Origin of the sequence: Autumnicola patrickiae, from assembly GCF_031846525.1 — a bacterium.
GTDB classification, from domain to species: Bacteria; Bacteroidota; Bacteroidia; order Flavobacteriales; family Flavobacteriaceae; genus Autumnicola; species Autumnicola patrickiae.
Window position 1 is genome coordinate 195664 of record NZ_JAVRHM010000001.1, and the last position, 21694, is coordinate 217357.

Genomic DNA, 21694 nt, shown 5'->3' on the forward strand with positions numbered 1-21694 from the left:
CTGTAATGTATCTTTACAAAAAAAATTGCAAATTCAAAAGCTACTATTTCTATTCGCCTGTTTCTTCTCTTGTCTGGCCAGTGCCCAGGAAACATTTGTCATTAGCGGTACAATCACAGACGCCGCAAGCAATGAAACACTTATTGGGGTTAACGTCCTGGTCCCTTCAGAAAGTACTGGCGTGGTCACTAACGAGTATGGCTTCTTTTCAATTAAACTTCCGGAAGGAACATATGACATTCAGATATCTTATTTAGGATATCAAACTATTTCCAGGCAGATCAACCTCAACCAAAATACATCGGTTACTTTTGAAATGACCGAAGCTTCTGAAAATCTGGAAGAAGTTGTCATTTCTGATGATATCGAACGTATAGATATTGAAAGTCCGGCAATGAGTGTAAATAAACTTTCTATAAATACCATTCAGAAATTACCAGTTGTTTTTGGAGAGGTGGATATTGTAAAGTCTTTACTCTTACTTCCCGGGGTTTCAAATGCCGGGGAAGGATCATCTGGATTCAATGTTCGTGGAGGAGCTGCAGATCAAAATTTAATTCTTCTGGACGAGGCTACGATCTTTAATTCTTCTCACTTGTTTGGTTTCTTTTCTGTATTTAACCCAGATGCAATAAAAGATTTAAAGCTATATAAAGGAGGGATTCCCGCAAAGTATGGTGGCAGGGTTTCTTCAGTCCTGGATATCTATCAGCGGGATGGTAACAGTAAAGAATTTAAAGCACAGGGTGGTATAGGTATAATTTCGAGCCGGCTTTTGGCAGAAGGTCCTATTGTAAAAGACAAAGGTTCTTTCCTTATTGGTGGAAGAAGTTCTTATGCGCATTTATTTCTGAAATTAACAGATAATGAAAATTCTGCTTATTTCTATGACCTTAATACGAAGCTGAATTACAGAATTGATGCTAAAAATAAATTACTCTTTTCCGGATATTTTGGAAGGGACGTCTTTAATATAAGTGAAAATTTTGAAAATACTTATGGTAATACAGTTTTTAATCTTCGGTGGAACCGCTTAAATTCTGATAATCTCTTCAGCAATTTATCCCTTATCTACAGCGATTATTACTACGGCTTAAAGCTGAATTTTGTACAGTTTAATTGGGACAGTGGTATTAAGAATATTAACCTGAAATATGATTTTAACCATTATCTTAATGACCAGTTTCAGCTAAAATATGGACTGCATAGCACGTACTACATTTTTAATCCAGGTGAAATTATACCAACCGGTGAAGATTCAGGCATTAACTATCTTAAACTTAATAATAAATATGCCCTGGAAAACGCCTTGTATTTTTCTGTAGAACATGATATTTCAGATAAAATTACTGCGGAATACGGAGCGCGGCTCAGTAGTTTTTTGCGTTTAGGACAGGACGAATTGAATATTTATGAAGATGATCTTCCGGTAGTATATAACGAAGCACAGGATATTTATTCTGAAGCCACCCCAATAGGAGTACGTAGTGATAGCCGGAGCAAAATAATAGAATCCTTTCTTAATATCGAACCCCGATTTTCAATCTCCTATAAAATAAATAGAAATCAGTCGGTTAAAGGTAGTTATAACCGAATGACACAGTATTTGCACCTTATTTCGAACACCAGCTCCCCTACCCCAACAGATGTCTGGACACCCAGTGGTCCTTATATCGAGCCTCAAATTCTGGATCAGGTAGCTGTGGGGTATTTCCGGAACATAGATAATGGTGCATTTTCTCTGGAAGTAGAAAGCTTTTACAAGAAAATCCAAAACCGGATCGATTATTTAAACGGTGCCAACTTAATTGCCAATAATGCCATAGAAACCGCCATTCTCAATGGAAGGGCCAGGGCATATGGACTTGAGGTTTTACTCAAAAAAAATACCGGTAAATTTACCGGATGGTTTGCCTACACCCTGTCACGGTCAGAACAGCAAACTCCCGGACGTACCCCTAACGAATCCGGAATAAATAACGGGGAATGGTACAACACGAATTTTGATAAAACACATGATTTAAGCCTTACCACTTCTTATGATTTAAATAAAAAATGGCAATTTAACGCCAACTTTGTTTTTCAAACGGGATTAGCCACTACGTATCCTAACGGAAGATATGAATATATGGATCTATCTGTGCCAGTATATTCCAACCGTAACAGTAATCGCCTGCCGTCCTACCACAGGATGGATCTTTCAGCAACTTTTACCCCCAATAAGAAAGGAAACAAATCTTACGAATCTTCATGGAATTTTGGAATATATAATATTTATAATAGAAAAAATGCTTATTCCATTTCCTTCCGTGAGAATCTGGACACCCAGAGAAATGAGGCTGTTAAGTTATCCCTCTTCGGGATAATTCCTTCCGTCACATATAATTTTAAATTTTAAAATGAAAAGAATTTTAAAAATACCATTTTTACTTCCTGTCATATTTTTGCTTTTTTCCTGCGAAGAAGTGGTAGAAATAGATCTGGAAGAAAGCGAACCACGGCTGGTAATAGACGCCTCTATTAAATGGATTAAAGGCACACAAGGGAATGTACAATTTATTCGCTTAACAACAACCGCCCCTTATTACCAGGATGAAGTCCCTCCGGTTACAAATGCACGGGTGGAGATAAAAGATGAACAGGGAGAAATATATGTTTTCGACCATACCGAAAACGGAATTTATCAGATTATTGATTTTAAACCCGTTATTGGTATGCAATACCAGTTAAGTGTAGCATATAATGATCAGCTTTATATTGCTACAGAAAGGCTTGTACCTGTTGTAGATATAGATTTTGTAGAACAAACTTCAGGCGGAGGATTTGCAGGGGACGAAATAGAAGTAAAAGCCTACTACACCGATCCTGCAGATGAGGAAAACTTCTATTTCTTTTCCTTTGAAGATGAAAGAACTACCTTTGAAATCTATGAAGACCAATTCAATAACGGTAACCAGATTTTCGGCTACTATTCAGACGAAGATCTAGAACCCGGGGAAGAAATATCTATAGAAATGGCTGGTATTTCCAGGGCATATTATGAGTATTTATTTGTATTACGTGCCCAAATAGGTACAAATTCCGGTGGTCCTTTTGAGACTAAGCCGGCTACTTTAAAGGGAAATATTGTAAACCAGACGAATCAGGAAAACTATTCCCTGGGATATTTTAGATTGTCAGAAGTAGATACAACCAATTATGTTATAGAATAATTACAAAATGAGCAACACAAAACGCACTAACCGGGATGTTCTGGCAAAAGGAATAAAATTTCTCCTGGTTGCCATGCCTTTACTAATAGCTGGCCCCTCTGTTATTTTCAGCGCTTTTAATAATCAGGACAAACCACTTTACATTCCGATACTCATTGGCGGAATAGTAGTTGCTGCAGCTGCTATTTTCTTTATTTTTAAAGGAATTACCACGTTAATGAAGGCCTTATTCGATTAAAAGGATAATCCTGATTTTGGCGTGCCCTTCGGGCCGGGCTATCCGCGCTACACGGTAGCCACTCCTATCCCTCACGCGGGTATTTTAACTGCAAGTCGATATTTGCCATTTTTGAACATCAACTTTTGAGCAATCCCCCGACATACAAGTTTTTGAAAACCTTACAGGTACGTATGTCAATATTTGCCATATTAGTACCATGCTTCAACTCCATTTTTTAAAAGCTCCTTTCAATTTTATAAAGGAAAGTTGGATTATCAGCCGCAGACTAAGAAAAACGGTAGTGTAAAAGCACGCAATTATTACAAAAATATTAATTCTGACTGCGAACCTATTTTAAGGGGATCTTCTGGTGCAATTTTTTCCAGGTATACACTATAAGCATATTTATACTGAAAATCCAGCCCGTAACGATCATAATAAAAAGTCTCCATACTTACAGCTACGAAAGCGTGGTGTACATACAGGCTATGAAATAATGCAGCGAACTTGGTGCCAGTCACGGTTTCATATTGTGGGCATCAAGGGAATTCTCAATAGGAATACTGATGCCGGTTAGCACACTTAGCCCCGGCGCCAGATAAATTCTGGTATCCATAATAGGATTAAGTTTTATTTGGAAAGGACAACTGTAGTATCAAAACCTTGCAGAGAATTCGGGATGAATCCGGAAGTGAAAGCGGTAGCCTTCATTCAGATCATTTGTCTTTTTATGGAAGGCCTTTTCTTCTAAATTGAGGCTCTTATAATTATAAGTGCCTGCTGAATATTTCCCTATCAGGCTATTATGATAAAGCGGAATCCAGGAAATAAATTTTTCTTTTTCCTCATCCAGTAAAAGATGCTCATACTGCATGCTATGAAAAGGATTTCTGAATTCCCTATGTTCAAAAAAGATTTTTTAAAGTATCTGCCGTTTCTTGTACCTGCACATTCTCAAATCCTGCTTCAAACAATTTCTGTTGAACATCATGCGCCCGGTTCATGAAGAAAAACAGGCTTGCGCAGATGCTAATCCATATTTTTCTCATTTTATAAAAAGGTCGGGATTAAAATTGTAGGATTTAAAAAACAAATTTTGACATCTGCAGAAGATTAAAAGCTCTTGGTGTAATATTCTATACCAAATCCCACTGCCATCGTTTTGAAGCAGTACATATAATTAGAATAAGTAGAAGGATGATTTCTTACCAGAATGCAGCCTTACTCCTTAATTTCCCCCATAAACTCAGCTCTTCTTGCCCATAATTGTAACCATACTTATTACCATAACCAAAATAAGTGGTTTCTACATCATTTAGCACAAAACTTACATCGTGAAGTTTTCCGTCGTTCTTTGCATCTACAGGAAACTCGAGCAGTTTCTTTTCAGTATATCCTGCCCTTACAAGATATAAAGTTAAATCTGCATACTTATTTATCAGGAAAGTATCGGCTACCAGCATAGAAGGTGCCGTATCTACAATAACATAATCATATTGCGATCTGACTTCAGCAAATAAGTTCTCTGTTTTCTGATGCCTCCATAATTCTGACGGGTTGGGAGGGACACTTCCTGAGGATATAAGATCCAGATTATCATGTAAGGCAGATCGTTTAATTAAAGAAGATAATAACAAATTGTCACTTACCAGATAATCGCTCACTCCCTGCCATTCCTTTGCACCTTTTTCAAAACGCTGTAACTGCGGATTCCTTAGGTCACCTCCCATAATAAGAACCTTCTTACCATTGTTGGCCAGCGTCATAGCCAAATTAAAAGCCGTAAAAGTTTTACCTTCCCCTTTTACAGTAGAAGTCACAAATAAACATATGCCTTCTTTTTTATTACCTGCGTTTACCAGCAAATACTGTAAATTGGTGACAAGAATCCGAAAAGATTCTGCCAGGACAGACCTGTCATTTTTTTCTATAAGCTCTGTATTTTTGCCTTCCAGCTTAGGTACTTCCCCGACCACCGGTATTTCTTTAGTCACCTTTTCAATATCTTCCCTACTCCTTACTTTATTGTTGAGCAGGTTCTTTAGATAAATAAAAAGAAATGGAACAAGAAGACCCAGAATTACAGCAGCAAGTAAGATGATTTTAGGTTTTGGTGAAACGGGATTTCTTGAACTGTAAGCCATGTCGACAATCTTGGCTTTTGGTGCCGTTACTGCAAGCGACAGTGAGTTTTCTTCCCGCTTTTGTAAAAGAAAAAGATATAATGCCTCTTTAATATTTTGCTGGCGTTCAATACCCCTGAATTGTCTTTCTTTGGCAGGAACAGCAGATATCTTACTGCCTATGGAAGCAGCCTGCCTGTCCAGATCCTCTTGCGCAATTCTTAAATTGGAGCGCATGCGCTGTAAACCCTGTAGAACATTCGCCTTCATTTGATCAATCTGACTATCTAATCGTTTCACTACAGGATTTTTTTCCGTAGAACCACTCAGGATGCGGTTTCGCTCCAGTACCAGGGTGTTGTACTCCTGAATTTGCTGATTTACTCCATCTTCCTGAATCCCAAGATTAGCAGGCAAAAGATCAGATTTAGTACCGGAAGTGAGGTAATCTATCATGGCGTTACTCAATTCCAGCTGAGTTCCTACCTCCTGTTGTCTTTTATTATATTCACTGGCATTTTCTATAAAAAGTGCAGATTCTGCTTCTATATTGGTAAGCTGGTTGGCCTCTTTAAATTCTTCCTTTCCTGTCTCAACAGAATCCAGTTCCTCATTTATAATTGCCAGCCGTTCATCTATAAACTGCGCTGTATTTCTTGCTATCAGGTTTTTATCTTCTATGGCTTCCCGGTTATATTCAAGCACCAATTGATCCAGAATATCGCGGGCTTTTGCCTTTACGGGATCTTCAAGGCTTAGTTCAATAAGACTGGAGTTCTTGTCCGTAAGATTTACCTGCAGCTTTTCCCTGTAGTTTTCCACAACATTTTCTATGGTAGAAAACTTTATGAGAATATTTTCAGGAAATTCTTCCTGGGATTCCAACGAAAAATCTTCATTTTCAGATATTACCACGTCTGCAAAACCTAAATTTACAGGCTCTCCATACTTCACCTTATAACGTTCTTCAGTTTCTGAATTCTGAAGCACAAGCGCATCTTCGTTCCTTCTAATTTTAAAAGAAGTTTCTCCGCTGGCAAGGCTTCTCTGCAAAGCTTTTTCGTTTAACTGAAGTATACTTAGCTGGTAAGGAACATTTAGGTATAACTCGGAAGATTTTATAAGGTCTTCATTAAAAAACTGAACATTTACATTCAGCGCTTTAATAGTATTATGCATCATGCGCCTTGATCTTAAAAGGCCAATCTCATTTTCAATACTGCTGGTACCCATCCCGCCGATTAGTCCCAAATCTGCAAAAGCAGCAAGTTCAGAAGAAGGCGATTTTCCCTCATCATCTTTTATAATGATACTCGCGGTGGTATTGTAGCTGGGAGTGGTATAGCGCAGGTACAGGAAAGCAGCTACTAAAAAACACAGCACCGCAGCACAAAACCAGGGCCAGTAACGCAGGTATTTACTTAGTTCTTCCCTAAGGTCGATTTCTTCTTCCTGTGGGCGATTTGGGGTATATTGTTGAGATGTCGTTTATTTAAGGCTTTAACATCAGCATAAGCCAAGCCTGTATAACAGGCAAAAACAAAAATGTCTCTATTTATACTTAGAACTGCATTTTCAAAAATTTCGTTTTTGATCTTATCTAGTTCTGGTTTAGATAAATAAACCATATCAACCTGATCAAAGTGCAGCTTGAATCTTTTCGTAGGATTTTTTTCAATCCAATCCAAATCTTCGGCCAAACGCATCAACTTTTTGAAACGCTCCATGTGCTTCATTACACCATTATTATGAAGTTTCGGCAACGCACGTAAAAAATTTTCAAATCCTAAGGTAAATTGGTAGTTGATTTGCTTCAAGTAGATATCTGGAACTTTCAGTCGCTTTTTTAAATATTCCTTTAGGTAGGTTTCGGTCGTATTATAGTTTTTCATGGTTCCATACTTCAGAACCTTTTCCATTTTCTCTTTGTGGTAACTGATTAAATAAATTAGCGTAAGATGTTGTTCATCACTCTTTAAATACCTGACTTTAACACCCTGAGCAGTAACAACTTGATCTTCTTTCACAAGTCTGTCGTACGCTTCATATAATAGCGTTCGAGTTTCATCAATTTTCTTGTTCATCTGCCGACTTTCTATACTGTTTCCTTTCAGTTTATTGGCCGGTTGATTCCACTTATCCAAAGGAATAGTACGTTTTAAACTAATTTCTAGCGATTTACCATTAACGGTAATTCGGGTATAAAGGAGTGCTAGGTCTGATTGTTCTTTCTTTTTACGGACGAAAAAAGAAATAGAAAAGGTTTGACTGGTACGCATGTTTAAGCATTTTAAATGAAACAATTCTTAAGGGTACAAAAGTCAAATTACTAATACATCTTAGAAGCATCGGCTCATTAAAAATACGAAAAAATAACTCACGATTAACTCACGATTAAGTGCTAAACTCACGATTAACTCACATTTATTTTAACGTTATTTGTTAAATTTTACGGTAAAACAAAAAGGTAATCACATGAAAATCATATAATTACCTTTTAAATGTGTTAAATTGATATGTTAAAAAGTCGGGATGACAGGATTTGAACCTGCGACCCTACGCCCCCCAGACGTATACGCTACCAGACTGCGCCACATCCCGAATTAAAAGTATCCTGAGTAAAGACGAAAATTGTCTTCATTTAAGGAAGTGCAAATAAATAAGGTTATTCGCATTTTTCAAAAGGAATTTTACTTTTTGTTTTTCTGTTTTTCTGCAAAATGCTCCATAAAATTGTCGGGGTGTGCTCCTGTTCTTTCTTGTGAGTCCAGAGAATCAATACGCTCCATATCTTCAGCAGAAATTTCAAAATTAAAGACCTGCGAGTTTTCAAAGATCCTTTCCTTATGGACACTTTTAGGTATAGTCATTACTCCTTTTTGTAAACTCCAGCGAATAACCATCTGTGACACCGTCTTATCATATTTTTTTGCCAGGTGCATTAATTCTTCAGTTTCTAATATTTTCCCCCGCATTAGTGGGGACCAAGCCTGATACCGAATATTATTTTTTCCGCAATAATCTATTAAAGACTGCTGAACAAGCTTTGGATGAAATTCATTTTGAAGTACCATGGGAACAATTTCAGAAGTATTTTTAATTCCTTCCATATGATGTTTCATGCAATTACATACTCCAATTGCTTTTACTCTTCCGTCCCTGTACAATTTCTCAATAGCTTTCCAGGTTTCTAGATATTTTGAGGTTGGCCAATGAATCAGGTACAAATCCAGATAATCAAACTGCAGCTTCTTCAGCGATTCTTCAAAAGCATTTAACGTGTTTTCATAACCTTCATCATCATTCCAAACCTTACTGGTTACAAATATTTCTTCTCTCGGGATTCCGCTGGACCTGATAGCTTCCCCCACCCCTTCTTCATTTTTATACATACTGGCAGTATCAATAAGCCTGTAACCCACTTCTAATGCAGCATGTATGGCGTTTATCACTTCATCACCATCTTTAGCTTTATAGACGCCAAGTCCCAAACATGGCATTTTCACTCCGTTACTCAATTTAGTAGTCCCTTCAATATTTGTTATATGCATGCTTTCAAAATTTAAATAAGATGTAGAATATACTGAAATATCTGAACAATGAAGGGAATTACCACATTTGAGAGCCTCAGACATATCAAAGTAAATTTACTGAACTCATTTATAAAAACTTACCTCAAAAAATAGTTAGTTCCCTATATTACCATATTTTTGAAGAAATTTGCATCATCCCCAAATATGAAGAACTTCTTATTTTTCCTAGTTGCGTTATGTCTCACCCCGCAGACGGTTACAGCTCAACAAACAACAGAAACAAATACAGATTCCCTTTATTATAAAGCCCTTGATTCATACAAGGAGGAGGAATTTAATAAGTCACTAAGGCTAACCAATCAAGCCCTTGAACTTGCCCCGGAATATCATGATATCAGGATCCTCCAGGTAAGGAATTACTGGGCTCTTGGTGATCTTAATAAAGCTGATGATGATTTAGAGCTTTTACTGAAGGAAGCGCCCCAATACGTTGACACAAAACCTCTTGCTTTGCAAAGGATTGGTAAGTTTACTGATAAAGAGAAGGCCCTAAATTTTGTAAACAGACTGGAAGAAATTTATCCTAATGATACTTCTATAAAAATTCAGAAAGCACAGCTACTTCTGAAATTGAAAAGAAGAAAAGAAGCGAGGGAAATAGCATTTCAAAGTATAGAAGACACAGGAATTTCTGGTCCCGATCGCTATGTGCTTCAAATAATTTTAAACAGAACAGTATCTAATGAGATTGCGTTTAACTATCAGCTAAATAATTTTAGCGAAGATTACAACAGGGAGTCATGGCACACAATAAGTGCAGAATTTCAGCACAATTTAAATCGTACTGCCGTTATTGGAAGAGTAAATTACACAGACAGAGCTTATGACCAGGGAACCTTATACGAACTGGAGGCTTATCCTGTAATTAACGACAGAATGTATGGTTTTATAAATGCAGGCTTTTCTGATGGGACCCTTTTTCCTAATTACCGCGGAAGTGCTTCGCTTTTTTATAACTTCGCTCAAATATTTGAAGCCGAAGTTGGGGGAAGACTTCTTGGCTTTGACAACAGCAGTTTTTTTACGGGCATTTTAGGTCTTACTGCCTATCAGGGAAGTTTTTATCTTAATGCCAGGACTTTTATTGGGCCTGAAAGACTTAATCAACTGGTACAAAATTATCAGTTTAACATCCGGTACTACTTTGGAAACGCAGATAATTTTTTCTTCGGAAGGTTGGGAAGCGGAATTTCTCCCGATGAAGGGGTAATCTATACCTCTGTACAAAATAATCCAGGGCTGGAAGCCTATTACTTTAATATTGGTATCAATAAATCTTTAGGTATACATCATATTATTCAATTAGGCGGAGGCTATCTCTACGAAGATGTAAATGCCGAAACCAAGGGAAATCAGTTTCTTGCTAATGTCATGTACCGCTACAGGTTTTAATCTTCAGAAATCTTGAAACCTTTTCTTGTCATAACTCCCCATCCAGATTTTATATTGAATAATTTTTTGTAATACCCTTTCATTTGTCCATAAACTAAAACCGGGTGATATAGAACAGGCTCCAGATAAGATGCCAACAGCAATTCTATTACCTGTCGTGGCTTTGTATAGTGGTCGAAACTCTTGATATACATTAATACGGCAGCAGTGGAAAACAGACAGCCCAGGAGATAGATAAAAGCGTATATAAGTATAGCATTTGGCCAGTTTATCAACCCCATTACTGCAAAAACAATAATTGCAATAATTCCTAAAAATTCCACTAAAGGCGCACCAAATTCAAAAATAAGCCAGTAAGGGAAATAAATAATTCCCATAAGTCCATATTTCCTGTTTAAAAATAGCTTTTTATGAATGCTCATTGTCTCCCACAATCCTCTGGACCACCTGTCCCGTTGATTAATAAGGACCTGGTAAGTGGGAGGAGCTTCTGTCCAGCAAAGGGTTTCCGGCAGATATACCACCTTGTAAGGGATTTTTAAATCTTCCATATGGGTTCTTAACCTGATACACAACTCCAGGTCCTCCCCTACCATTTTAGCATCAAAACCTCCTACTTCGATAACTCTTTTGAGAGGATACATTCCAAAAGCACCTGATACCAGCATTAATCCATTGATTTCCCCCCACGCCATACGACCCAGTAAAAATGCTCTTATATATTCCACAACCTGGACCATGGGTACAAGGTTTTCTGGCAACCTTAGTTCCTTTAAAACCCCATTTTTTACAACCGAATCATTTGCTATACCTATACCTGCGCCACAAGCTATTATTTCCTTGTTATCTTCCTCCAGATAGGGTCTCACCATTTTTAATAAAGCATCCTGTTCAATAATACAATCGGCATCTGTACATATTACCAGTTCGCTGTTTGCAAAATTAATTCCGGCATTTAAGGCATCTGCCCTTCCGCCGTTATTTTTGTCTATTACTGTAAGGTGAGTATATTTTTTATTTCGGCTTTTATAAATATAGTTAACAGAAGCAGTTGGGATTGGTTGGGTGATAAATGTCGCATCTCCCTGTTCAAGTTCAAATTCATCAATTAATTTTTGTAAAGAATCATCCTTGCTTCCATCATTTACCAGGATAAAATCATAGTATGGATATTGAATAGATAAAAGGGACTTCACATTTTCTACTATAGTTAGTCCCTCATTATACGCAGGAGCCACTAATGTAATTGAAGGGATATCTGTTGCCCCCACAATATCCTTTACATTTAAAAAGATGGAACGTTGTTTTGTTCTTTTTATAGCCCTGTTTGCCAGGATTATCCCAGTGAAGTAAATACTCATCAGGATAAGCCCATAAAAGAAGAAGAAGAAATTAACCGACCAAAAAACGACTTCCCCCCAGGAGAAATTAAACAGATTATTCTGCATGAACCCCGGAATTTGAATACTGCTGAAGATAGAATTCCTGAACATTTTCCTTATAGCCATTATTCCAAAGGATTTCAGCTGACTTTAATTTAATTTCATCATTAGAGGTTCTTAAGAGATTCATATAAAAATTCAAATCAATTTCTGAATTCTGATAAATATAATCCATTAGCTGCCTTTGCTGGTTTACTACCGGAATTTTTTGAAAGACGCTCTTAATATATTCAATTTGAGTATTCAGCTTAAAGCTGTTGAGACAGTATATAGCCGCTTCCCTTACTTCATAATTAGAATGATCCAAATGAGACAAAATATAATCTATCTCACTTACAAGGCCGTATTTTCTTACAATACGCATAATTAATTGTTTGGCAAATACTTTGTCTGATCCATAAATCCTTCTCAAAGACTCTACTTGTGGTTCTTTATAAAGGTCATAAAGCTTTTCTACGATTTTTATTTGTTGCCACAATGTTATTTTTTGTTTTAGATAAGGTATAAACCGCAAACTATCCCATCCCATAAAAACTACCAGGGCGATTTGCGCTTCACGACGAACATACAGGTTTTTATGGTTCCTTAAAGGTAAAATTTCCTGTAAGTACTGGGTTTGATTCATCTCGTAAATTTCCCTTATTCCACAGGCTTTGTTATACCAGCCATAAGCCCTTACTTTGGATATGGAAGCACGGTAAGGTGGTATTTGAGTGTAAAGCTGTTTAAGTCTATCGTGATTTTTGCCCAATATCGACCTTTGTGTTCTAATCATCAAAGTGATGAGGTATTGTACATTCATCATTTTGGATTCCCTTATCCCGATTTTTCGCATAAGGCGCTGAATTTCTATTAAAGAAACCGGATTATTTTTATCTGGATAGAGATAATTACTAACTACTTCGGCAAAAGTATCCTCTATCAGATGTAATTTTCGGATCCTTCTTTTCCGATAAAACATAATAGAACCAATACTCACCCAAAGAACGACCAGCAGCAAAAGACTAATTTTAAGAATTAGAAAAAGTATTGCCAGCTCCATTAATAAGTTTGGATTAGTTTCTCTATTTCGTCTAAATTAAAGGGAATATGAAAGAATCCGGCTATACCTTTTAAAGCCATAGTCTCCTTTTTAATTTTTTCCTGCCCCATATTTGTTACAATAAGCAAATTCTGGTGAAGAATAACCTCCTGAACCTGAGAAACAAATTCCAAAGGAGCAATACCATCAAACAGAATATCTGAAATGATGACGTTAAAATTAGTATTCTGATCTTCAATATCTAAATGTTCTAAAGAAGAAATTGCTTTGCAACGAAAGGAATTGGAAATTGCAAGGCGCTCAAGAATCTTTAGAATTATAATATCTTCCTGTATTACCAGAGCTTGTTTAAATTTCAAAAAGTCATAATATTTGGAACATCGAAATATACTACTATTTCTAAATATCTTACAGTCTATAGAAAAAAGTCTGGAAATACTTAGAGCTGAAATTTTAATTTTCCTTACTTATATAATACGCGTGTAAAATCTAGTACTGGATTAAGACATTTTCAGTAAAAATTTTTACAGCATTAAGAGATCTTATCATTACATAAGATCCTCAAAACAAAAAGCCTTGCACGTTGGTGCAAGGCTTTTTTTGTCGGGGTGGCAGGATTCGAACCTGCGGCCTCCTGCTCCCAAAGCAGGCGCGATAACCGGGCTACGCTACACCCCGATGGTCATCTTTAAATCGTTTTGCCCCACGTTTCTTGATCCTGGTCTCCAATTGCATCGCAATAGAACGATCAGAAACTTCAATTTGCAAAACTATTTTCCAGGGAATTCCATGCTTAGTAGATTTTACTCTCCTGGAATTGTGTCTTTTCAGTCTTTCTTTAATATCTGCAGTCTGACCTACATAATATCTTGAACTTTTATCACTATAAAGAATGTAAACAATCATCCTTTAATCTAAATATTACCTCCGCGGTCTTCCCGCCACAGCGGGACGCGATAACCGGGCTACGCTACACCCCGATGGTCATCTATAAATCCTTAGCGGATGCAAATATAATAATTCTCTCCAGTCTGCAATAAAATTTATTATTTTTATATCTTCGTTTTACGAAAAAGATTTTTTAACGCTTTTTCTCAAAAAAATTTTATGAAAAAAACATTTCTTATGCTTGTTGCCACAATTACTCTACATGCATGTGGAGAAAATGATAAGAATGGTGACACTGCTACTGCAAGCCCGGATGATGTAGAAGAAACCTCTACTGAAAATCCTGTTCCGGAACCTATTCCGGCAGAATCAACTTCTGGAAATTATTCTTATGAGGTGGTTGTTTCTGATATGCAAATTCCATGGGGCTTTACCTTTTTACCAGACGGGTCTATGCTTATTACTGAAAAAAGTGGCGATATTATTCATTTTAAAGATGGAAATAAGCAACAAATAAAAGGTGTTCCCGAAGTTTATGATCGTGGACAGGGCGGACTTCTTGATATCGTATTGCACCCTGACTATGAGAATAACGGATGGATTTATATTTCATATGCTTCTCCAGAAGGCTCAGAAGAAGGAGGGAATACTGCAATTATGCGTGCTAAACTCGAAAACGGAAGTTTTACAAATAAAGAAGTACTATACAAAGCCGGTCCTAATACCACAAAAGGACAGCATTTTGGGTCTCGAATTGTATTTGATAAAGAAGGTTACTTATACTTTAGTTCTGGCGACCGTGGTGCCAGGGATGAAAATCCGCAGGATATAACCCGTGATAACGGAAAAATATACAGGTTAAATGATGACGGAAGTATTCCTGATGATAATCCTTTTACAGACAACGATGCAGCTAAAAAGGCAATTTTCTCCTATGGTCATCGCAACCCACAGGGAATAATTCTTAACCCTGAAACAGGTGAAGTATGGGTACACGAACATGGTCCCCAGGGAGGCGACGAAATAAACGTTATAAAAAGAGGAGAAAATTACGGTTGGCCTGAGGTTACTTATGGAGAAAATTATGGTGGTGGTGCGATTACCGACCAAACCTCTAATCCTGAAATGGAAGATCCAATTTTCTACTGGCTTCCCTCTATTGCTCCAAGTGGTATGGCTTATATTACTTCAAATAAATTTCCAGACTTAAAAGGAGATCTTTTAGTTGGGTCTCTTAAGTTTCAATATATTGAGCACCTTACTTTAAACGGCAAGAAAGTTGAGAAACGTGAAAGAATTCTTGAAGATATTGGCAGGGTAAGAGATATTCGACAGGGGCAAGATGGAGAAATATATGCGGCTATAGAAGGTACAGGAATAATTAAATTAACCACCGAAGAATAATACTGATGAAGAAAATATTATTTATTGCTTTTACCTTATCTCTGTTCGCCTGTAAGTCTGACAAAAAAGAAAATCAGGAAGAGGAAGAATCTTATACAATTCCTTCTTCAGAACAATCAGCATCTAAATCGCCTTTAGAAGAAAGTATTACAAGAGGAAAAGAACTTTATTCAGACTTGTGTGCAACATGCCACCTGCCAACAGGTAAAGGTATTCCCGGCACTTATCCTCCGCTTGATGGCTCCGATTGGCTTACTGAAAAGCGTGGAGAAAGTATTCACGGGGTGAAATATGGATTAAAAGGAGAAATTAACGTTAATGGAGAGACCTATGATAACCTCATGCCCCCAATGGGTTTAAGTAATCAGGAAGTAGCTGATGCTATGAATTATATAATGAATTCCTGGAGCAATGATATAGACAAAATGGTTACCGTAGAAGAAGTTGCTGCAGTTAAGGAATAGCTTTAAAAGCATTTAAACGAGATTCCCTACACTTAAACGACTTCCTTTCCATTCACAGCCCTTACTGAACCTCTTTTACTTGTGATAGCTGATAATGACTCCATTAGAACTAAATTTTTTCTTACAATTTTCACATTTTTTGCGAAACGTTTAACTAAAATCATTATTATTGCACTGTCAAATTCACTTTCTTTGACAAAAGTTTTTAAATCAATTAAAATTAAACCTATGAAAAAATTATTTACATTTTTGTTCATTGGATCGATGATAGCATCGTGCTCCAATGATGAAGTTAATGAGATCAACGAGCCGGAAACAGCAGCAGATCTTGAAACCCAGGTAGCCGAAGGTCTTTATGACAATTCGAATCTTGGTATTTATGAAGGTGTTTTCACAACACTTGATGGACAGCTGAGAGCTACAGTTCTTATTGAGATTGATGGAAAAAGTGAACCTGCAGCATCTTTCTTTATGCAAAGTGGTGATGTGAAAGCTGTTAAAGCTGACAAAACATCTAAATCATCCACTGAATCTATTCATTTCTCAGGAGAGGATTTCTCTTTTGATTTTAGTGTAGAGGAAAATGGATCTGATCCCGTGGTATCTAATGTAACGTACATGGGAAAAGAAGGAGATGTCATGATTATTAAAGAAACCTCTAAGGCTCCTGTGAGCCCAAGAACAGGAACTTACTGGTGTTTAGATTGTGATACTCATCCAGACCTTGGAGCTGGTAAATCCCAGACTTTTAACGCAATTTTAGTAGGCGGAATAGATAATCCTGAGTCAGATTGGGAGTTCCAATTCACACTTGGATCTGATATATTTTATGGATCAGCTGAACAAAGTAACTGTGATGGAGCATTTGGATTAACTACATGTGAAGTGGATGGACAAGGTTCTGGAGATAGTGGACCGTTTTATATTACTGGATCTCACACCTATTTTTCTGGTAATGACACTGATTCATGTTCTCGTATAGAGGGTAATATTGTTTATGATTCTAAATTTGATAATTTGGATTCAGAACTATCTTTTGAAACAGACGGACCTGTTGGTGAGGATGGAAATTGTCCATAATTAAAAAATTAAGATGATGTTCAAAAAAGTCAGGTTTAAAAACCTGACTTTTTTTATTTCTCTAAGTGAAATTTTATTTTATTTGCAAAAAACTATAATAAAGCGTGTTATTTAATTCGTTTGAATTTGCCCTATTTTTTCCTACTGTTTTCCTGCTGTACTGGATCTTTGGAGGTAAAAATATAAAATATCAGAATTATCTAATTCTTTTCTCCAGCTACTTCTTTTATGGTTTATGGGACTGGCGATTCTTATTTCTTATCTTTTTAAGTTCTCTCGTTGATTACATTATTGGGCTGAAGATTTACAACACCTCATCCCAAACATCAAGAAAGCAACTTCTCTACTTTAGCTTATTCTGGAATCTGGGAATATTATTTTCCTTTAAATATTTCAATTTTTTTACCGAGAATTTCTACACGTTATTCCAATTGGATTATTCCAGCAGTTCGTTTTCTTTTTTAAATATTATTCTACCTGTAGGTCTAAGCTTTTACACCTTTCAAACTTTAAGTTATTCTATAGACATATATCGGGAGAGGATAAAACCAACTTCTGAATTTGTAGAATTTCTTTGTTTCGTGAGTTTCTTTCCACAGCTTGTGGCAGGTCCCATAGAGCGTGCATCTTCCCTGCTACCTCAGTTCCTAAAAAAGCGGAATTTTGAAATTAATATGGCTAAAGAAGGCCTGAGACAGATACTATGGGGACTTTTTAAAAAAATAGTGGTGGCAGATAATTTAGCCATTGCAGTCAATTTAATATATAGTGATCCCAATGATTATCAGAGTCTCGAACTATTTTATGCTTTAATTCTTTTTTACTTTCAAATCTATTGCGATTTTTCTGGTTATGCTGATATAGCGATAGGTAGTGCAAAATTATTAGGTTTTAAGCTAAGTGTAAACTTCAGGTTACCACATTTCTCCAGAAGTATTCCGGAATTTTGGAGAAGATGGAACATTACTGTTAGTGTATGGTTTAGAGATTATGTATTCATACCCTACTTAAAAAATAAAAGCCGGACAGAAAAAAATTTTATAATAGCAACTTTCCTCACTTTTATTTTAATAGGACTATGGCATGGCGCCGCCTGGACCTTTATTTTCTTTGGTCTTTTCCATGCAATTCTAATGATTATTTATCGGTACATTTCTATCCCCACAAGAATTAATTTCACATCATCCTTTACTTACTACCTCACAAATGGCACTTTTATAGCTATCTGCTTCTTTTTCTTAATTATTTCAAGTGCCTTTTTCAGGGGCGAAAGTATTCAAAACAGCTTCTTGATCTTAAAAAAAATATTTTTATTTATTCCCGATGAAAATTTTGAATCATTAATAGGTTTGAAGGTATTATTTATTCCTTTTCTCCTACTCTTAGAAATATTAACACTAAAAAAAGATTATCCATTTTTTAAACTCGAACAACACTTTTCGAAACCAATAAGATGGTGTATTTATTATTTATTTATCTTTTTAATCATCCGTTATGGAGGACCACAAGAATCATTCATTTATTTCCAATTTTAAGTTACAAGGGTTCTTATACCATGTATGCCTTTTCTTTTTACCAGTATTGTTTCTTTATATTGGCCTTGAATTAAAACTTCGAGACCTTCCTTCTGAACCAAAAGTAAAGAACGAATACCTTGTAGAAAATCGAAAGGATATCAAAATCCTGGTTTTAGGTGCTAGTCAAACCCAACGATCTATAAATCCAGAGTATTTAGATAAAACCGCTATAAACCTTGGTAATTCAAGTCAGGGAATCTATGAAAATTTACAATTATTAAAAGCTTTTGAACCTAAACTTCCTAATTTAGAACTGGTGATATTAGGATTACCTTTTAATTCAGTTCATAGTCTTCAAAACTTTACTAGACAAGAAATTCATCATTACAATCTTATTATTTATGGCGTAAATACATTTGGAAGAAAAATAAAACCTCAAGATTACCTATTATTCCACACAAATCCAGATTTCTTTAGTAGAAGACTTCTGGATCATTATAAAAATGAGTCTCCTATACAATTAAATAAATATGGATTTGATATTAATAAAATATATGGATCTTATCAATCCGCTGACTACGATACAACACTTATAGACAAAAAAGACATTGTTATAGAAAATTTCAAAAACAAACAGGCTCTTAAGGAAAATAGCAAGTTACTTTCCGAATTTTTTAGTTATTGCCGGAATAATAATATTGAAGTTCTTCTATATAGTTCTCCAACTCACTTCTTATACAATGAACTACGAGATAAGGCAATGATAAGGGAAAGAGATTCTCTAGTCAAAAAGTTTGGCAAGAATTTTCCTTTTATAAAATTTTTTAATGAAGAGGAAAATAAAAGTTTTACGGCTAATTACTATTATAATGCTAATCATCTAAATCCTAAAGGAGCGAAAAAAGCCACTATACGTCTTAACGAATTTATTTTTAATAATTACGACTTCTAGAAAGAAATTAATTGAAAACGGCGTCGCTTCTTAAATATAAAATTAAAATCAGTTTATCAATTTGATGTTTTTATTAGAGATTTTCACAAATCCTCCATGCCTTCTATTTAAATCTTTCTATTACTTTATAATTTCTAGCTCTCTCAGCACCTCCCCTGCTATAGATAAGTAATTGTAATTTTTAAAGGAATAGCGAACACTATTCCTGGACATTTCGTGGTAATCTTCGTATTCTATAATGGCCATTTTTTTTATAACAGATTTTAATTCATTCATATTTCTGTAAGTATATCCGTTATATCCTTCCTTTACCAATTCCGGAAGCGCTCCCGAAGAACGCACTATCACTGGTATCCCTACACAATTAGCCTCCGCTACAGTCCTTCCAAATGCTTCATAGCGCGCATTGCAAATAAGAAAATTAAACTTTCTATAGATCTCTCTTCTATCCAAAAAATCGTGAAAAAATATATTGGATATATTCTTCTTCCGCAGCCATTCTTGAAATTCTTCATCTCCATGTCCAATAATATGTAATTTTAAATTAAGCTCTTGAACTTCAGGAGTTTTAAATAATTCAATTATTGCTTTCTGACTTTTCTGTTCGTTTATTCTTCCAACAATCCCAAAACTTAGAGGCTTATGAAGCGGGTTTTCAGAAAAATTCACATCGTCTAGTAAAATGCTGTTATAAACAATCTTCGATTTCACTTTCCCGAATTTATCCATATAATTTTTTGAAAGAAACTGAGATGGAAAAAAATGTAAATCAGTAGAATAATAGAATTTTTGAAACCTACTTTTATCCTCAAGATAAAAACCATTTACATCATCATTCAAAGTTTCTCTATGATGCCAAACACTTTTGATGTTAAGTCTATTTGCCACCATAAGCCCCGTTGGATTCAAAGAAGAATTTACGTAGATTATATCAGGAGAGAATTCTTTGGCATATTTTAGATGCTTTTTAATAACTAATTCATTGCGAAATAATTTAACCCATTTATTTCTCAGAAACCAGAGTTGAAATAAAGCCTTCGATCTCTTTTTCCATCTATCTCCAAACGTTTTATTGTAAAACCAATTATAATGTTTAATAACTTTATAAGAAATATTGCTTTTATTTAATTCCTGTTCAATAATTCCATTTCCTGGTAAAATTAGCATTATATCAACTCCACGATCACATTCTCTTATACCTAAAATTAATTCCATTAAAGATCGGTTCGCACCATATAAGGTAGATGAATGGGCGTAAAATAATATCCTCATAATTTATTAGGGAAAACATTAAAGCAATTGTAAGATTCAAATATAAACTTTCAGGAAGCTACAGGCAATATTATTTATAATCGTCCCACCAAAGTTATTTTTAAAAAGGAATAACTAAATTTGCCTCAAAAAAGTTTATGCTCATTATTGGAATTGCAGGAGGAACCGGCAGTGGAAAGACTACGGTAGTAAATCAAATTGTAGAAGAACTTAAAAATGATGAAGTCGATATAATTTCGCAAGACTCATATTATCAGGACACCTCCCATTTGAGCTATGAAGATAGGGTAAAGATAAATTTTGACCACCCAAAATCTATTGATTTTGATCTGTTGGTTAACCATCTTAAAGAATTAAAGGCAGGCAAATCTATAGAAGAACCTCTCTACTCTTTCACAGAGCATAATCGTACAGGAGAAACACGCACCATCCATCCCAGGAAAGTGCTGATCGTAGAAGGAATTTTAATCCTAACTCATCCTGATATCCGGGAACTTTTTGACATTAAAATATATGTACACGCCGATAGTGATGAACGCCTAATCAGGAGGTTAAAACGAGATATCAATGAACGTGGCCGGGATCTGGACGAGGTACTTTGGCGATATCAAACCACGCTTAAACCTATGCACCAGCAGTTCATAGAACCTACAAAAGAATTTGCAGATATTATAATCCCCACCAACCGATATAACACAGTAGCTGTTGATATTGTACAAACAATCATCAAGGATCGCTTAAGCTAATTTTGTATATTTAGGGCAATGAAGTGGAAAGATTTACGTAAAAAACCCTGGATCAGATTTCTAAGCAATAGATATGTTCTGTTAAGCCTCATATTTGCTGGCTGGATGTTCTTTTTAGATAGTAATTCCTGGTTTGTTCATAATGAGCTTAACCAGGAAGTGAACGAACTAAAGGAAAATAAGGAATATTATCAGAACCAGATTGCGCACGATAAGACCATTATACAGCAGTTGCAGGATTCCGTTCAACTGGAACAATTCGCACGTCAAAAATACTACATGAAACGTGCAGATGAAGATATTTACATCATCGAATACGATTCGATAGAATAGAATAGTCGTATCTG

Annotated in this window: 21 protein-coding genes and 2 tRNA genes; 11 read left to right on the plus strand and 12 right to left on the minus strand. The window is 35.8% G+C overall.

From position 1 onward, the window contains the following. Positions 1–31 precede the first annotated feature (31 nt). From RM549_RS00860 to RM549_RS00870, 3 genes are read left to right on the plus strand one after another with little or no spacing between them, the layout of a single operon-like run. Positions 32–2398 (plus strand): TonB-dependent receptor, encoded by a 2367-nt coding sequence (locus tag RM549_RS00860; RefSeq protein WP_432264691.1) that lies wholly within the window; start codon positions 32–34, stop codon positions 2396–2398. A gap of 1 nt (position 2399) precedes the next feature. Further along, entirely contained in the window at positions 2400–3212 is an 813-nt protein-coding gene (locus RM549_RS00865) for a DUF4249 domain-containing protein (protein ID WP_311679748.1), read from the plus strand. 7 nt (positions 3213–3219) lie between these two features. After that, positions 3220–3450: a DUF6095 family protein gene (locus tag RM549_RS00870; protein ID WP_311679749.1), complete on the plus strand. Its 231-nt coding sequence runs from the start codon at positions 3220–3222 to the stop codon at positions 3448–3450. Positions 3451–3752: 302 nt separating this feature from the next. On the opposite strand, the gene RM549_RS00875 is transcribed toward RM549_RS00870, so the two are convergent. From RM549_RS00875 to RM549_RS00900, 6 genes are all read right to left on the minus strand, one after another. Further along, entirely contained in the window at positions 3753–3953 is a 201-nt protein-coding gene (locus tag RM549_RS00875) for a hypothetical protein (protein WP_311679751.1), read from the minus strand. Between the two features lie 134 nt (positions 3954–4087). After that, entirely contained in the window at positions 4088–4306 is a 219-nt protein-coding gene (locus RM549_RS00880; protein ID WP_311679753.1) for a hypothetical protein, read from the minus strand. Positions 4307–4637: 331 nt separating this feature from the next. Continuing rightward, positions 4638–6998: a GumC family protein gene (locus RM549_RS00885; protein ID WP_311680650.1), complete on the minus strand. Its 2361-nt coding sequence runs from the start codon at positions 6996–6998 to the stop codon at positions 4638–4640. Then, positions 6977–7834, minus strand: coding sequence for a site-specific integrase (locus RM549_RS00890; protein ID WP_311679754.1), 858 nt, complete (start codon positions 7832–7834; stop codon positions 6977–6979). Before RM549_RS00890 ends, RM549_RS00885 begins: the two co-directional genes overlap by 22 nt. A 248-nt stretch (positions 7835–8082) precedes the next feature. Then, positions 8083–8156: transfer RNA gene (locus RM549_RS00895), tRNA-Pro, on the minus strand. Between the two features lie 89 nt (positions 8157–8245). Next, on the minus strand, positions 8246–9106 hold the full coding sequence (locus RM549_RS00900) for an aldo/keto reductase (RefSeq protein ID WP_311679756.1): 861 nt from the start codon (positions 9104–9106) through the stop codon (positions 8246–8248). Positions 9107–9292: 186 nt separating this feature from the next. Between RM549_RS00900 and RM549_RS00905 the strand changes: the two genes are divergently transcribed. Beyond that, a complete protein-coding gene (locus tag RM549_RS00905) occupies positions 9293–10540 on the plus strand; it encodes a YaiO family outer membrane beta-barrel protein (protein WP_311679758.1) in 1248 nt (415 codons plus the stop codon). Here the strand turns inward: RM549_RS00905 and RM549_RS00910 are convergent. The 5 genes from RM549_RS00910 to RM549_RS00930 all read right to left on the minus strand — a co-directional run bounded on the left by RM549_RS00910 (position 10537) and on the right by RM549_RS00930 (position 13930). Further along, positions 10537–11988, minus strand: a complete 1452-nt coding sequence (locus RM549_RS00910) for a glycosyltransferase family 2 protein (protein ID WP_311679759.1) — start codon at positions 11986–11988, stop codon at positions 10537–10539. The two genes, RM549_RS00905 and RM549_RS00910, sit on opposite strands and share 4 nt — an antisense overlap. Next, positions 11978–13024, minus strand: a complete 1047-nt coding sequence (locus RM549_RS00915; protein WP_311679761.1) for a hypothetical protein — start codon at positions 13022–13024, stop codon at positions 11978–11980. The genes RM549_RS00910 and RM549_RS00915 overlap by 11 nt, the downstream gene beginning before the upstream one ends. Then, a complete protein-coding gene (locus RM549_RS00920; protein ID WP_311679763.1) occupies positions 13024–13383 on the minus strand; it encodes a DNA-binding transcriptional response regulator in 360 nt (119 codons plus the stop codon). Before RM549_RS00920 ends, RM549_RS00915 begins: the two co-directional genes overlap by 1 nt. A gap of 244 nt (positions 13384–13627) precedes the next feature. Then, positions 13628–13702, minus strand: a tRNA-Pro gene (locus RM549_RS00925). Beyond that, complete coding sequence (locus tag RM549_RS00930; RefSeq protein ID WP_311679765.1) at positions 13688–13930, minus strand: GIY-YIG nuclease family protein; 243 nt, start codon at positions 13928–13930, stop codon at positions 13688–13690. The genes RM549_RS00925 and RM549_RS00930 overlap by 15 nt, the downstream gene beginning before the upstream one ends. Before the next feature lie 201 nt (positions 13931–14131). On the opposite strand from RM549_RS00930, the gene RM549_RS00935 reads away from it, so the two are divergent. From RM549_RS00935 to RM549_RS00955, 5 genes are all read left to right on the plus strand, one after another. Then, entirely contained in the window at positions 14132–15316 is a 1185-nt protein-coding gene (locus RM549_RS00935; RefSeq protein ID WP_311679767.1) for a PQQ-dependent sugar dehydrogenase, read from the plus strand. Between the two features lie 5 nt (positions 15317–15321). Further along, a complete protein-coding gene (locus tag RM549_RS00940) occupies positions 15322–15780 on the plus strand; it encodes a c-type cytochrome (protein ID WP_311679769.1) in 459 nt (152 codons plus the stop codon). A gap of 228 nt (positions 15781–16008) precedes the next feature. After that, a complete protein-coding gene (locus RM549_RS00945; protein WP_311679771.1) occupies positions 16009–16860 on the plus strand; it encodes a hypothetical protein in 852 nt (283 codons plus the stop codon). 104 nt (positions 16861–16964) lie between these two features. Further along, complete coding sequence (locus tag RM549_RS00950; protein WP_311679773.1) at positions 16965–18395, plus strand: MBOAT family O-acyltransferase; 1431 nt, start codon at positions 16965–16967, stop codon at positions 18393–18395. After that, positions 18355–19329, plus strand: a complete 975-nt coding sequence (locus RM549_RS00955) for a hypothetical protein (protein WP_311679775.1) — start codon at positions 18355–18357, stop codon at positions 19327–19329. Before RM549_RS00950 ends, RM549_RS00955 begins: the two co-directional genes overlap by 41 nt. A gap of 120 nt (positions 19330–19449) precedes the next feature. On the opposite strand, the gene RM549_RS00960 is transcribed toward RM549_RS00955, so the two are convergent. After that, positions 19450–20544 carry a glycosyltransferase family 4 protein gene (locus RM549_RS00960; RefSeq protein WP_311679777.1) on the minus strand — a complete coding sequence of 365 codons (1095 nt, stop codon included), beginning with the start codon at positions 20542–20544 and terminating at the stop codon, positions 19450–19452. A gap of 194 nt (positions 20545–20738) precedes the next feature. On the opposite strand from RM549_RS00960, the gene udk reads away from it, so the two are divergent. After that, on the plus strand, positions 20739–21347 hold the full coding sequence (udk, locus tag RM549_RS00965; protein WP_311679779.1) for a uridine kinase: 609 nt from the start codon (positions 20739–20741) through the stop codon (positions 21345–21347). Positions 21348–21365: 18 nt separating this feature from the next. Next, positions 21366–21680 (plus strand): FtsB family cell division protein, encoded by a 315-nt coding sequence (locus RM549_RS00970; protein ID WP_311679781.1) that lies wholly within the window; start codon positions 21366–21368, stop codon positions 21678–21680. The last annotated feature ends 14 nt before the right edge of the window (positions 21681–21694 follow it).

Excerpts from the sequence above, each read along its gene's own strand:
- RM549_RS00865 (WP_311679748.1), top strand. The coding sequence starts at position 2,400 with ATGAAAAGAATTTTAAAAATACCATTTTTACTTCCTGTCATATTTTTG.
- RM549_RS00870 (WP_311679749.1), top strand. The coding sequence starts at position 3,220 with ATGAGCAACACAAAACGCACTAACCGGGATGTTCTGGCAAAAGGAATA.
- RM549_RS00880 (WP_311679753.1), bottom strand. The coding sequence starts at position 4,306 with ATGCAGTATGAGCATCTTTTACTGGATGAGGAAAAAGAAAAATTTATT.
- RM549_RS00890 (WP_311679754.1), bottom strand. The coding sequence starts at position 7,834 with ATGCGTACCAGTCAAACCTTTTCTATTTCTTTTTTCGTCCGTAAAAAG.
- RM549_RS00900 (WP_311679756.1), bottom strand. The coding sequence starts at position 9,106 with ATGCATATAACAAATATTGAAGGGACTACTAAATTGAGTAACGGAGTG.
- RM549_RS00905 (WP_311679758.1), top strand. The coding sequence starts at position 9,293 with ATGAAGAACTTCTTATTTTTCCTAGTTGCGTTATGTCTCACCCCGCAG.
- RM549_RS00910 (WP_311679759.1), bottom strand. The coding sequence starts at position 11,988 with ATGCAGAATAATCTGTTTAATTTCTCCTGGGGGGAAGTCGTTTTTTGG.
- RM549_RS00915 (WP_311679761.1), bottom strand. The coding sequence starts at position 13,024 with ATGGAGCTGGCAATACTTTTTCTAATTCTTAAAATTAGTCTTTTGCTG.
- RM549_RS00930 (WP_311679765.1), bottom strand. The coding sequence starts at position 13,930 with ATGATTGTTTACATTCTTTATAGTGATAAAAGTTCAAGATATTATGTA.
- RM549_RS00935 (WP_311679767.1), top strand. The coding sequence starts at position 14,132 with ATGAAAAAAACATTTCTTATGCTTGTTGCCACAATTACTCTACATGCA.
- RM549_RS00940 (WP_311679769.1), top strand. The coding sequence starts at position 15,322 with ATGAAGAAAATATTATTTATTGCTTTTACCTTATCTCTGTTCGCCTGT.
- RM549_RS00945 (WP_311679771.1), top strand. The coding sequence starts at position 16,009 with ATGAAAAAATTATTTACATTTTTGTTCATTGGATCGATGATAGCATCG.
- RM549_RS00955 (WP_311679775.1), top strand. The coding sequence starts at position 18,355 with ATGGAGGACCACAAGAATCATTCATTTATTTCCAATTTTAAGTTACAA.
- RM549_RS00960 (WP_311679777.1), bottom strand. The coding sequence starts at position 20,544 with ATGGAATTAATTTTAGGTATAAGAGAATGTGATCGTGGAGTTGATATA.
- udk (WP_311679779.1), top strand. The coding sequence starts at position 20,739 with ATGCTCATTATTGGAATTGCAGGAGGAACCGGCAGTGGAAAGACTACG.
- RM549_RS00970 (WP_311679781.1), top strand. The coding sequence starts at position 21,366 with ATGAAGTGGAAAGATTTACGTAAAAAACCCTGGATCAGATTTCTAAGC.